We start from the raw sequence: 13771 nt of genomic DNA, 5'->3' as shown, positions 1-13771 counted from the left end.
CGCCACATTCGCGATCGCTGAGGGGCGGGTATAACTATCGGGTACCCCTTAAACGACATGCGAGGATTATCTTATGCGTTATCAAAAACTGGGCAACACCGGACTGTTTGTTTCTGAACTGTGCCTCGGCACCATGACCTTCGGCGGTGAAGACGGCATGTGGGGCAAGATTGGTCAGCTTAAGCAAAACGAAGCCGAGCAGCTGGTGGGCCGCGCGCTGGACGCGGGCATCAACTTCATCGATACCGCCGACGTCTATTCGGAAGGGCGTTCGGAGACGATACTCGGGCAGGCGCTGAAAAACCTGAACGTTCCGCGCGAAAATGTAGTGGTGGCCACCAAGGTGTTTGGCGAAACGGGCACCGCCGGGGTGAACTCGCGCGGCAGCTCGCGCTATCACATCATCAGCAGCGTGAAGGAGAGCCTGCGCCGCTTGCAGCTCGATCATATCGATCTCTACCAGCTTCACGGCTTTGACCCCGCAACACCGATCGAAGAGACGCTCTACGCGCTGGATAACCTGGTGCAGCATGGCCACGTGCGCTACATCGGCGTTTCCAACTGGGCGGCGTGGCAGATTGCTAAAGCGCTGGGCATTTCGGAGCGTCTTGGGCTGGCGCGTTTTGCGTCATTGCAGGCGTACTACACCATCGCCGGGCGCGATCTGGAGCGTGAGCTGGTGCCGATGATGCAGAGCGAAGGCGTTGGGCTGATGGTCTGGAGCCCGCTGGCGGGCGGTCTGCTGAGCGGAAAATATGGTCGCGACGGGACGAGCGAAACCGGCGGTCGCCGTCTGGAGTTCGACTTCCCGCCGGTGGATAAAGATCGCGCCTTCGACTGCGTGGACGTGATGCGCACTATCGCCGAAAGCAAGGGCGTCTCCGTCGCGCAAATCGCGCTGGCGTGGCTGCTGCACCAGAAAGCGGTAACCAGCGTGATTATTGGGGCGAAACGCGTTGAACAGCTGGACGACAATATTGCCGCGACCGGGATCCGCTTAAGCGAAGACGAGCTTAAGCAGCTGGATGCGGTGAGCGCGCTGCCGCGCGAATATCCCGGCTGGATGCTGGTGCGGCAGGGAGAATATCGTCGCAATCAATTAACACAGCAGAGTATTTAATTCGTTTTGATAGCCGGAACTGCTTTGTTGTTCCGGTTTATCATCTTTACGTTTAGTTTTACCATTGTTTTTTTCTTATTTTGTAATAGATAAAAATTGTTTGCTTTGTCGCATACCTGAATAACACTGGCATCATTTCCCTGAGTCACACTCTTTATCTGTACCATCCGCATTAAGAATTGCAGGATATTTTTTTATATATTGAATATAAAGTTTCTTAGCTTTTTCAATTTCCCAATATTTTAATCTATCCATGATTATTCCCCGTGAAATATCAGCCTCTTTAAAGCCATTGTGAAATGCCACTGAGAACCAAACATAATCTTTGGAGAGTCCATTCGTTTCATCAGAATATAATATTCCTGGATTATTTTGTGCTACCGCATATCCCTGGTAAGCGGAAATATTCAATAACTTAAAAGACTTTTCTTTATCAATAAGGAGATTATTCAATCATTTTGCATAAAATAGAGTAAATGGGTTTCTGAATTTATCTGTGCGTTTGTAAAGCCTCCTTTTTCTGCTTTAAAATAATAACTTCTTGCCAGTTTGATGTCTTTAATTCCGGCCAAACCACTTTCATAGAAGAGTCCCATATTAAATTGTGCTGGTGCATAGTTTTGTTGTGCTGCCTTATTATACCTGCTAGCTTTGTTAGATTTGCAATGTCATCATTCTTATTCGTTATTTTTAAAATGGTTATTTGCATAATAAGATGTAAATCCAATTACTACAGTTACTATAAGAATTATTGTAGGTATATTCTTTCTCATTTTACACACACTCTCTTGGTTGTTAATAATTAGTGGTTACTGCTTTTATTTATAGAAGGAAAGAACATCGACAAGATAGTCTTTTACCTTATTTTGAAAACTAAAACTTCCTTCATTTATAAAGGATTCCCCACGGGTTAACACTAAATTTTAGGGGCTATTTCACCATCTTTTATTAAAGGTTCAGCCTGGTATACAGTTTCCATTCCAAAAGTTGTGCCAGCTATACCGGTTACAGCTGAACCGACAGATATGCCAAGTACTTATTCAGACAGAGGATTATATACGTTATGCATAGTTTCTATGTAATGTATCACTTCTATAGCTTCTTCAAACGGTAGATAAGTTACTGTCGAACCAGCATGTTGACATACTTACTTAAGCCCCCATTGCCTAAAGAATCCCAACCTGATAACCCTAACGGATCTATTTCTGACACAGGATAGAGTGGGTATGTATAGGAATTCTATCCCCCCTTCAGCCCTATCGGATCCTGCGTAATATACCGTCCCTGCTGCGGGTCGTAATACCGGTGACGGTTATAATACAGCCCCGTTTCTTCATCGTACTGCTGCCCCGGCAGGCGTATCACCTGCTTCAGGTACTCAGGGTTTTCCTCGCCCGACAGGTTTCCCCATTCATCATACTCCCCGCGCCACACCACCGTGTTGTCCGGGGTAATAACAGTCCCCGGTGATCGCAGTGGTACAGGTGGATTCTACGCAGCGGCGTGTATTCCGGCTCCATCTGGTTCTTCATCTGCTCCGGCGTTAACCTGCACTGCGCCAGCCACACCACTTTAGGCATCATATAGCCTACTTATCTTTATTTTTATCCTCATCAATTTTTTTTACTTTTCGCATTGCCAAATCACCGACACCATAAATTATGCCAAAAAAAATACCTTTTTTGAAAGAGTAGATAAGATCACCAAGTAAATCAAAGTGAAATATCCCATGCTTCAGTCCGTAAAAAAATGAAATTCCTTGCAATGCTAAATAGACCGCGACTATGAAAGCAGTACAACATCTGAGTATTGACATCAGGAACAGTTTCATGTTTTTTATTATTCACTTTGTTATTCATTAAGTTTCTCATTAGCTCTACTTGTAGTCGCTTCGGTTACAACGGCTCCAACTCCTGTTGCAATGTTATTACCAACAGTTGTACCCAACCCTTTTGTCGTACCAAATCCAGTCATTGTCCCCAAGATTGTTGAGACAACGCCTTCAACTGTCTGAGCTGTTCCTTTAATCAAATTACTGATTGAATACCCGGCAATATTTATACCTGTCGTCGCTACCAAACCACGGCCTTCGGTCAGAATCCCCACATTAGTTGCGACATATGTGTCACTGAAGCTAAAATCTCCGCCATTCCATATTTGATTTAAGGCATTAGCTCCACCAGTTAAAGCACCAGACACAGCTAAGGGGGTGGAGAGGCATGCAACAGCAATCACGGATGCATAGGAAGCGGAACCATATATCCAGCCTTCTATAAATTGTCTTGCCTGCTTCGGTAAATCACCTTCCGCCATATGTTTAAATGCAGCAGAAAGACCTTCGGGGGATGCCCCCTGCTCCGTCATTGAGATACCTAATGAGCCTGCTGCCTGCACATAATTATTAAATCCTGAACCAAATCCCATGTATGCAGATAGCCCCAAAGGGTCTATCTCTGTAGCCGGATTTAACGGGTATATATACGGGTTTAATCCACCTTCCAGCCCTATCGGATCCTGCGTAATATACCGACCCTGCTGCGGGTCGTAATACCGGTGACGGTTATAATACAGCCCCGTTTCTTCATCGTACTGCTGCCCCGGCAGGCGGATGAGCTGCGCAAGATTATGCGGGTTTGTCTCACGGAGCATATTAGCCCACGCATCATATTCCGCTTCCCATTCATGTTTTCATCATGACTGACAAACGCCAGCCATAGTTATAGCCGGGGGCAGACTCATCTAATTTAAATCTATCCTTTTAATCATGGATAGAGACATTCTGTTTGAGATTTGTAGGTGTCATTATCAATTGGTGAAGACCGATATTTTTGACTATACTCTGCTGCCAATTTTTTTGCATCAATGAGCTCTGTACTATTCATTTTCTGGGTAAGCAAGTTAAGTTCACTTTTAGCATTTTCCGAGCCATTAATAAAAGCAACATAATTCCATGCATAGGCTTTTTTATAATCTACTGGCGCTTCACCATCATTTTCAGTATAAAATGAACCAAGATTAATCTGCGCAGGAACATATCCCTGACATGCTGATGCTTCAACTAGTTGTAAAGCTTTATCCTGATCGTCAGGATGTCGTCCCAAACCTCTTCCATAAAAAACCCCCAGCGAATTTCTTGCACTCATAGAGCCGAGTTTAACGGCTTTCAGATACCAATCTTCGGCTCGTTTATTATCAATCGGGATGCCAATCCCATCGCTATATATATTCCCTAAGTTATTCATTGCTGCAGTATCTTTATATTCAGCTGCCTTTGCATACCACTCGATAGCTTTATTGGTGTCCATTGTTACACCTTGCCCATTTATATACATGTTGCCCAAGACAACCTGTGCCCTTGTAACGTTTTGTTCGGCTGCTTTGTGATACCACTCGACTGCTTTTTGATAATCTAAGGTTACTCCTCTGCCATGTCTGTATGCATTGCCAATATTAAACTGTGCGATGCCATATCCTTTTTTTGCTGACTCACTGTAAAGGGCAAATGATTTCTCATAACTTATGCTTACACCTTGCCCCGTTTCATAGCAAAAGCCTAGTTCAGAAAGTGCGGATGCTTTACCTTGGTTAGCTTGCTTTTCGATTTCTTTAATATTTTGGCAGTTAAGTAAATTCTCTGCTTTTTTATTTTCGTGAGTAGACTTGTAATTAGCATTAATGGAGTGATACATTATCACTATAATTGCTGTGATGCCGAAGACCACTAGATACAACGGAGTATGTTTTTTCATGGTATGATTCTTATATATGGTTCACTGTTTTTGGTTGTAGGAAAACAAGCTGTCGATAAGAAAATCTGATGCTTTTCCTTGAAAAAAATCAGAGTCTTTATTTAAAAAAGCTTTCGTGCATGACAAAGTTAGATTTTTTATATTGGTTTCTTTTTCAACAATCAGAGCATTCGCTACATCATTGACACAGGCTGCACCTCTTTCCACAACTTCGATTGATGTGGCGGCTCCAAGCTCTAAAGCACTCATACTAATAAGAGGGGCTCCTACGCTTACCCCAAATACAAACTCAGATAATGGATTATAAACGTTATGCATTGTCTCCATATTATGTCTGACATTTTCTGCATCTCCTGGAGATAGGTGAGTCACAGCTGAATTTATAGCGCCACAGTAATCAGCGTATCCTTTACCAAAAGATCCAATCCCCTGTAAGCCTAATGGGTCTATGTTTGTAACCGGATTTAACGGGTATTTATATAAATTCCATCCCCCCATCAACCCTATCGGATCCTGCGTAATATACCGTCCCTGCTGCGGGTCGTAATACCGGTGACGGTTATAATACAGCCCCGTTTCTTCATCGTACTGCTGCCCCGGCAGGCGGATGAGCTGCGCCAGATTATGCGGGTTTGTCTCACGGAGCACATTGCCCCACGCATCATATTCCGCTTCCCATTCAGTGGCCCCCTCATGGCTGACCATCGCCAGCGGCAGTCCCCGGTGGTCGCAGTGGTACAGATGGATTTTCCTCCGCGGCGTGTATTCCGGCTCCATCTGGTTTTGTATCTGCTCCGGCGTCAGCCCGCACTGTGCCAGCCATGCCCGGTTTGCATCGCTGAGTTTCCCGCGCTGAAGCTCCGCTTCCAGGTTATCCACCATCGCCACCAGTTCGGGCGGGAAGGTCACGTTCGCCTCCTGCTGGAACTTTTCTGCCAGCGTGCGGCGTGCGGCTTTCGCCAGTTCAGCACACGGTGTTTCCATCCGGACAAGCGGCGTGAAGCTACCCGGCATATATATCGTCTGAATGCGCTGCGTATCCGTCTGCGTGGTGGTCAGCCTGTTGCCATCCCAGCCGTACCACGTGGCTTCCGGCGAAGGACCTTTCTCTCCGGTCCACACCCGTTTACCGACGCGGCGCCCCAGAGGGTCGTACAGGTAGCGGCTTTCCTGCAGTACTATTCCCGGTTGTTCGCAGCGGTAATGCACCAGCCGGTGCTGATTATCGTAGTGATAGTGGTGACTGTGGCTGCCGCCGTCGCGGATGCTGCGTTCATCCTTTTCCGTCAGCCTGCCGTGTTCGTCATAATGATAAAAGAACTGGCCGTCTTCACTGATACGGTTATCCCGCCACAGCGCGGGAAGCGCCGGGTACAGTTCCCGGTCTGCCAGCCGGTTACCTGCCGGGTCGGTGATATATCGCCGGCGCTGGTCGTGATGCCGGGCGCTGATGAGACGACCTGCATCGTCATAATCGTACGCTTCCTGATATGCGCCAGTGATGCGGATAAGCTGCCCGCTGTCGTTCCAGGTATACGCCCGGTTCAGCTGCGGATTGCTGAAGGTATGGCCCGCCAGCTGTCCGGACTGGCTGTAAACCGTGTGTTGTTCATATACACCTGCGGTTCGCAGTATCTCCCGGTGCAGCCGGTCGCGGGTGAACTCCATCAGGGGCGTGTCACCCAGCTTCAGCCCGGCAATATAACCGGAGCCCCAGATGAGCCATTCCACTGGCGGGAGACCGTCAGGGGTGGTCCGGGTTGCCCGCCCCTGCGGATAATCGTGTCCGGTGACGTGCTGCCACAGTGGTTCGCCCGTTTCGGGATGCCGCACCGTCTGGCGCTCAAAGCTTATCCGGCCCTGCCTGTCATACCCATACTGCACGGCGACGCGGTGCCCGTCGCTGAGATGGCTGATTTCCGTCAGCCATCCGTGTTCGTTGTACTGCCATTGCTCTGCCGGTTCATCGTTTATGGTGCGATGCGTCAGGCGGTCCGATTCATCGTAGTGCCACAGGATGACGAGGCTTTCATCCTCGCTGCGGACAAGCTGCCCGGTGATGCTGTAGTGGTAACATTGTGTTCTGCCGTCAAAGCCCGTCTCCTGCGTCAGTCTGTCCAGCAGGTCGTAAGTAAAGGTGGTGCTGACACCGTTCTCATTAACCAGCCGGGTGACGCGCCCGGCGGCATCGTATTCTATCTTCCGGGTCAGGCCGCCGTCGGTGGTACTGACCGGATGACCGGCCACATCGTACTCTGTTGTCTGCCTGCTGCCGTCCGGATGAATGACGGCGATGAGGTCACCCGCCAGGCTGTATTCATAGCGGGTTTCATGACCCGGCGCATTGCGCAGGCGGATAAGCCTGCCCCGTTCATCGTAGGTGCGGTACTGGCTGAGGCCTTCTTCCCGGTGAAGGGCGGTTACCTGCCCGAACCGGTTGTATTCATAGCGGGTCTGGTAGCCGGAGCAGTCGGTCAGGGTCAGCAGCTGCCCGTAGCGGCTCCAGGTCATGTGTTTTTTGCTGCCGGTGGCATCTTCAGTGGCAGAAGGCAGTTCGCTGAGCGGGCTGTCATAAAACCAGCGGGTCATATTGCCGCGACGGGACGTTTCCTGCGTCAGTCTGCCCTGACTGTCAAACGCCTGCCGACTGCGCAGGCCATCAGTACCGGTGGTGGAGACGAGCTGGCGCTGGTCGTTGTAGCTGAACCGCACCGACCTGCCGTCAGGCGTGACAATTTCCGTCACATTCCCGGAACCGATATTCAGCCGGTATTCGGTTTTACGCCCGGCCGCATCCGTCATCGCCACCAGGCGACCTGCGGGGTCAAATTCCCGCGTCACCGCACTGCCGTCGGCTTTTTCTTCCCGAACAACCCGCTTTAATCCACCTTCGCCTACGGTATGGAGCACCTCGCGGCGGTTCAGGCTGTCGGTGATAATGACGGCGTTTTTCTCATACTCGTAGCGATAGCTCAGCCCCTCCGGGTTATGCTGCGCCACCACCCGGCCGGAGGCGTCATAGCTGTAGGTGGTCTGCGGGCGTCCTGCGTGCCGGTGCGCCGTCATCCGCCCCGGGTGCTTATCGTCATAAGTAAAACTGCGCACCCGGGTATCACCGCGGTCGTATACCGCTGACAGCTCGCCTCGCGGGGTGTAGGTATAGCGCGCCAGCGGCAGCGCGGGAAGGTCATCCGGGTATTCCGGGTCGTGCGTCAGCCACACCGCCTCCAGGCGAATGCCGCTGTCTGCGCCGTAGCCGGCGACCGGCATCGTCTGTGGATATTCCGGCACCCTGACGCCGGAAGCAATCGCCTGCTGACGCGCTGCCTCTGCCCGCTGCGCCTGCGTGGTCAGCACCAGCCGGAAACGCCTGCCTGCGCCGTCGGTCACGGCGGTAATAGTGCCGGCGAGTTCCCCGACCACATCGCGGTGAAACGCAAGCGTGCGCCCGAAGCGGTCGGCCAGCCCGGTCAGTATCCGGTATGGCGGTAGTGGCGCGGGAAGGACTTCCCCTGCGTCAGGGACACGTTCAGACCAGCCGAGTATCCACCACGGCCCCTGCGCGCTGTTCGTCGCCAGGTAAAGGTGCTGACTTAACCGCAGGTCTTCCGGCAGGGTCTGCCAAAGCACGTGCAGCGGATTACTCTCGTGCAGCCTGACCACGCCGCCCCGGGCCAGCCAGAGGGACTCGCTGCGGCTGAAGGCCGTCTCGCCGGGAAACAGCGGCTCAAAGTGAATGCTGCGTCCGCCGCTTTCATTAATAACCAGTTCATCATCGCGAAGCTGTAAACGGATGTCGAAGGGGGCTTTCCAGCCGGGGCCGAACAGGCCCACCGGTGCGGGCGTTCTGGTCCGGTAACTGCTGTATGAGCGGGAAAGGATAAACGGCAGCGGCCCCGGCAGGGCGATATCGGTCTCGCCGGGCAGGACCTTGGCCCCCAGCAGCGGGTTAACCGGGTTGCCTGAGGTTCTGCCGCCGGGACACACCGAGCAGGCCACGCCGGTGGGGGCACCTATCATCACCCCCATGGAGCCCTGCACAATCGGGCCACCGAACTTTGTCATATCCCCCATCCGGGCCGCCGGTTTTCCGCTCATGTTCAGTTCCTTCTGTTAATGAATTTTTATGCTCTGGTTCGGTAATAATTTCACTGCTCCGGCGTATCCGGTGGATTTTTTGCCGCCGCGCGTCAGTACCAGTCTGGCCTGACCACAAACCAGCTCAGGATGTTCCCCGGCGCTGTAAACCGCCACTTTACCTGCGCTTTCCCTGTGGGTTTTGCCCACCGAGAAGGTGACGTTCTCACCCATGCTGACGTCTTACCCTTTACCGACCAGCAGGGATTTCTGCATGCCAACCTGTGAGGATTGCACCAGCGCCACGGAGGTATTCATTACCCCGCCCACGGTGGTCTGACAGGCCACATCAACCGACAGCGCACGTACAATGCCTACGGTTTCTGTCTGATTCAGCCCGACGGTGACCGACTGATTCTGCATCAACTTCATCGCACAGGGTCAGGGTCTGCTCCGGTCCGTCCGGGGCGTGTTTGTCAAAAAAGAAGATACCTTCCTCAGCCCAGAGCCGCGTCAGAAAGGCGGGGTCTGATTCGCCGTACTGGACGCAGAATTCACGGGGTGAATGATTGTCATAAAACCAGGGCGTCCAGTCGGTGATGCCGTTTTCCGTAAGCAGGGTGGAGGAAATGGCCTGAATATCCTGCTGCTGGAAGATACGGAAATTCTGACGCCGTCCGCAGCGCCAGAGTAGTCGGGCGAGGGTCAGGTGATAATGCATCTGCCAGCCGTCGTTGCTGCCCGGGGCCACGGTAGTGACGATGCCGCTGATATAGCGCTGTGGAGTGTTGCCCTGCCAGAGGGTCAGAACGGTATTTTTTTCCAGGAAATCAGGAGCAGTGAGTCCGAAGAGGGTGCTGGCAACATGGACTTCCATCACGAACGGACGGGAGTATTGCTGGTAAAGGGTGAAATCCACCACGGCCAGCGCAGTCTCTTCCTGACCGTCGATACTGAGTGTAAAGCGTAGCCCCTTCAGTGACATAGTGGCATCTCCGTCATTTAAACGGGTCTCACCTTAGCGCTGATTGCATACAGGAAACAGGGTTTATCCGTATAAAGCCGAAAACCAGGAATTTATAAAGGTATGAATAACCAATAAATATTAATCACATCAACTCATAGAGGTTATGTATGTCTATCAGCACTTTCTTAGCAGGCCTCCACATGCTAATGAGTTGACAATGACATAAATATTTTCCGTCTGTCTCACAAAAAACGATCCTCCTCTTTGATCCAAATTTAATCTTCGCCTATATGACTAGTCATGAAATTTTAAATGACTAGTCATATAGGGGGAGACCATGAACAATTCACTGCCAGCCAACTTTTTATGGGGTAACTCCGTATCAAGCATGCAGACGGAAGGGGCCTGGAACGAGGGCGGGAAGGGGATGTCGGTGTATGACATTCGCGAAGCCGGGGAGAACATCTCCGACTGGAAAGTGGCGACCGACTCCTACCACCGCTACAGGGAAGATTTCGATCTGATGCAGGATCTGGGCATGAACTGCTACCGCTTCCAGATCTCGTGGAGCCGCGTCTGCCCGCAGGGTGACGGCCCGTTCAACGACGAAGGCATCGCGTTTTACGACCGATTTATTGACGATCTGATCGCCCGCGGCATCGAGCCGATGGTTTGCCTGTACCACTTCGATATGCCGCTGGCGCTGGCGCAGGAGTACAACGGCTTCAACGACCGCCGCGTAATGGACGCCTTTATTCGCTACGGCAAAAAGATGATCGACTGCTTTGGCGACCGCGTGAAGTACTGGCTGACCTTCAACGAGCAGAACATCTTCCATATGCCGGAAGCGTTCCGTATTTCCGGCTATATGAAAGGTGAGAAAACCCTGCGCGAGCTGTACGAGCTGCAGCACCATACGATGGTGGCGCACATGGCGCTGACCGAATACCTGCACCAGACCAAACCGAATCAGCTGATGGGCGGCATGCTGGCGCACCAGCTGATCTACCCGGCTACCTGCAAACCGCGCGATATCTTCTGCGCCCAACAGTACGACGAATTCCTCAACCAGAACCTGCTGCGCGTCTTCGCCGGGCAGGGCTACAGCCCGGCGGTGATGGCGGTGGTAGAGCAGGAGGGCTTTGGTGATATCTACCGCGCCGAGGATTTAGCGCTGCTGGCGCGCACCAGAAACGACTATATGGCCTTCAGCTACTACGCCAGCAAAACGCTGGACAGCGATGCGATCCCAGAAGGCACGCCGGTGAACTATTACCTGCTGCACGGCGAGAAAAACAACCCGTACCTGAAGGCCACCGAGTGGAACTGGCAGATCGATCCGCTGGGCTTCCGCACCATCATCACCCGCTACGCCAACGACTGGCGGATGCCGGTGTTCCCGATCGAGAACGGTATTGGGGTGATTGAGTCCTGGGACGGCGTGAACCCGATTGATGACGCCTACCGCATCGACTACCACCGGGCGCACATCGAGGCGATGAAAGCGGCGATGTTCGAGGACGGGGCAGAGGTCATTGGCTACCTCGGCTGGGGATTGATCGACATTCTCAGCTCCCAGGGCGACATGCGTAAGCGCTACGGCGTGGTCTATGTCAACCGGGAAAACCACGACCTGAAAGACCTGAAGCGCGTGCCGAAGAAGAGCTACGCGTGGTTAAAACAGGTTATCCATACCAACGGACGCGAGATGTAAGCCGTACGCTGCCGGGCCGTTTTTGTGACTGATTGATGGGAACACGCCGCTATGTCTGAAACAAAAATCACTCCGCACATGCAGTCCTTTGTCGATAAATTCGTCGAGTTTTCGGCGCGCCTGGCAAACCAGGTGCACCTGCGCTCCCTGCGCGACGCCTTCGCCACGGTGATGCCGATTTTCATCCTCGCCGGTCTGGCGGTGCTGGTGAACAACGTGGTGTTTCCGTGGATTTTTCACGGCGATACGCTGGCACACTTCAAAGTGTGGGGCGAGGCGATTATCAACGGCACGCTGAATATCGCCGCGCTGCTGCTGGCGCCGATGATTGCCTGGTCGCTGGCGCGCAACAAAGATTTCGACAATCCGGTCTCGGCAGTGGTTATCGCCGTCAGCAGCTTCATCATCATGATGCCGATGCGATTGCAGATTATGCCCGTCGGCAGCGATACCACGGTGAATGTCACCCAGGTGCTGACGTTCGCCAATATCGGCTCCACCGGGATTTTCGCCGGGGTGCTGATCGGGCTGCTCTCAACGGAACTGTTTATCGCTATTTCGCGCCTGAAGGCGCTGCACATTTCGCTGGGGGAAAACGTGCCTCCGGCCGTGAGCAAATCTTTTACCGCGCTGATCCCGACCATCCTCACGCTCTCCCTGTTCGCGGTGCTGGCGGCGGTGCTGGCAAACGTGCTGCATACGGATCTGATCCATCTCATTACGACCTTTATCCAGCAGCCGCTGCGGCTGATCAACACCAGCCTGCCGGGGACGATTTTCATCTACAGCTTCGGCAACTTCCTGTTCACGCTCGGCATTCACCAGTCGGTGGTCAACAGCGTGGTGCTGGAGCCGTTCCTGCTGATCAATACCAACGAAAACATGCTGGCCTTCGCCAACGGACAGCCCATCCCGCACATCATCAATAACATCTTCGTGCCGACGTTCGGCATGGTGGGCGGCACGGGCAGCACGATATCGCTGCTGATCGCCATTTTTATCTTCTCCCGACAAAAATCGGCGAAGCAGGTGGCGCGTCTGTCGCTGGCGCCCGGCTTATTCAATATCAACGAGCCGGTGATCTTCGGCCTGCCGATCGTGTTTAACCTGCCGCTGATGATCCCGTTTGTGCTGCTACCCGCCATCGGCATCTATTTCGCCTGGCTCTGTACCACGCTGGGGCTAATGTCGCGCTGCGTGGTGATGATCCCGTGGACCACGCCGCCAATTCTGAGTGCCTGGCTGGCGACGGCGGGGGACTGGCGGGCGGTGGTGGTGCAGTTGGCAATCATCGTGTTTGGTGTATTCTTCTACCTGCCTTTCCTCAAGATTGCCGAGCGAGTGGCGTTGAAAAACAGCGGGATAGAAACTAACTGAAAGGAAGGACGATGGCGGCGAAGTACATCACCATAGCGCGGGAAATTAAGAAACGCATTATCAGCCAGCAGTACGCCGCCAATGAACCGCTGCCGGACCAGTTTGCGCTGGCGGCGGAGTTCAGCACCAGCCGGATGACCATTCAGCAGGCCATGCGCCAGCTGATTGTCGAAGGGCTGGTCTATACCCGTCAGGGGCAGGGAACATTCATCCGCAAGAACTTTCTCCAGCTCTCGCAGTGGGATCTCTCCGGCAGCGACTACTTTGGCGCCACCAAAACCTGGGAACATCTGGGGACGGTGACCAGCCAGGTAGTGCATTTTGAACTGCGCTTTCCGAACGAGAAAGAGCAGGCGTCGCTGTTGATTAACGCCGATGGGCCGATCTACGACTTCATTCGACTCCGTTTGCTTAACGGTGAGCCGATGTCGCTGGATTCCACCGTGATGCCGCTGAACCTGGTGCCCGGCCTGAACAAAAGCCATCTTGAAAGCTCGGTGTTCCGTTACGTGCAGGAGACGCTGGGGCTGAAAATAATGGGCTCGTATCGCGTCGTGCGCGCGTTAAAGCCAAATGCGCTGGATATGCAGCACTTAATCTGTGAACAGACGGACCCGGTGCTGGAGGTGGAGCAGGTGATCTATCTTGAAGACGGCACGCCGCTGGAGTACGCCCACTGTCACTATCGCTACGATCACGGCGGGATTGTCATCGTGAACAACGGATAAAAAAAAGCGGGCAACGAGGCCCGCTTTTTTATTCGCTTT

The 13771-nt window shown here is 52.7% G+C and carries 7 protein-coding genes and 4 pseudogenes; 4 read left to right on the top strand and 7 right to left on the bottom strand.

The window, feature by feature from the left end:
• The first annotated feature begins 73 nt into the window (after positions 1-73).
• Positions 74-1120 carry an aldo/keto reductase gene (locus KK102_RS05760; RefSeq protein ID WP_216357161.1) on the top strand — a complete coding sequence of 349 codons (1047 nt, stop codon included), beginning with the start codon at positions 74-76 and terminating at the stop codon, positions 1118-1120.
• 132 nt (positions 1121-1252) lie between these two features.
• Here the strand turns inward: KK102_RS05760 and KK102_RS05755 are convergent, their stop codons facing one another.
• The 7 genes and pseudogenes from KK102_RS05755 to KK102_RS22360 all read right to left on the bottom strand — a co-directional run.
• On the bottom strand, positions 1253-1573 hold the full coding sequence (locus KK102_RS05755) for a sel1 repeat family protein (protein ID WP_216357160.1): 321 nt from the start codon (positions 1571-1573) through the stop codon (positions 1253-1255).
• 666 nt (positions 1574-2239) lie between these two features.
• Positions 2240-2685: pseudogene (locus KK102_RS05750) on the bottom strand (RHS repeat-associated core domain-containing protein); the annotation flags it as partial.
• Between the two features lie 286 nt (positions 2686-2971).
• A pseudogene (locus KK102_RS22210) lies at positions 2972-3802 on the bottom strand (RHS repeat-associated core domain-containing protein); the annotation flags it as partial.
• A gap of 80 nt (positions 3803-3882) precedes the next feature.
• The gene (locus KK102_RS05740; protein WP_216357159.1) at positions 3883-4869 is read right to left on the bottom strand and encodes a tetratricopeptide repeat protein; all 987 of its coding nucleotides are present in this window, start codon (positions 4867-4869) and stop codon (positions 3883-3885) included.
• A 21-nt stretch (positions 4870-4890) separates the two neighbouring features.
• The gene (locus KK102_RS05735; protein ID WP_216357158.1) at positions 4891-8967 is read right to left on the bottom strand and encodes an RHS element core protein; all 4077 of its coding nucleotides are present in this window, start codon (positions 8965-8967) and stop codon (positions 4891-4893) included.
• A gap of 81 nt (positions 8968-9048) precedes the next feature.
• A pseudogene (locus KK102_RS22365) lies at positions 9049-9363 on the bottom strand (type VI secretion system tip protein VgrG); the annotation flags it as partial.
• A gap of 7 nt (positions 9364-9370) precedes the next feature.
• Positions 9371-9931: pseudogene (locus KK102_RS22360) on the bottom strand (contractile injection system protein, VgrG/Pvc8 family); the annotation flags it as partial.
• 319 nt (positions 9932-10250) lie between these two features.
• Here KK102_RS22360 and KK102_RS05725 point away from each other — a divergent pair.
• From KK102_RS05725 to KK102_RS05715, 3 genes are read left to right on the top strand one after another with little or no spacing between them, the layout of a single operon-like run.
• The gene (locus KK102_RS05725; protein WP_216357157.1) at positions 10251-11627 is read left to right on the top strand and encodes a glycoside hydrolase family 1 protein; all 1377 of its coding nucleotides are present in this window, start codon (positions 10251-10253) and stop codon (positions 11625-11627) included.
• A gap of 51 nt (positions 11628-11678) precedes the next feature.
• On the top strand, positions 11679-13004 hold the full coding sequence (locus KK102_RS05720) for a PTS sugar transporter subunit IIC (protein WP_216357156.1): 1326 nt from the start codon (positions 11679-11681) through the stop codon (positions 13002-13004).
• Between the two features lie 11 nt (positions 13005-13015).
• Complete coding sequence (locus KK102_RS05715; RefSeq protein ID WP_216357155.1) at positions 13016-13732, top strand: GntR family transcriptional regulator; 717 nt, start codon at positions 13016-13018, stop codon at positions 13730-13732.
• The last annotated feature ends 39 nt before the right edge of the window (positions 13733-13771 follow it).

The sequence above is a fragment of the Enterobacter quasimori genome (genome assembly GCF_018597345.1).
Classification (GTDB): Bacteria; Pseudomonadota; Gammaproteobacteria; order Enterobacterales; family Enterobacteriaceae; genus Enterobacter; species Enterobacter mori.
This window is presented reverse-complemented; position numbering and strand designations above follow the sequence as displayed.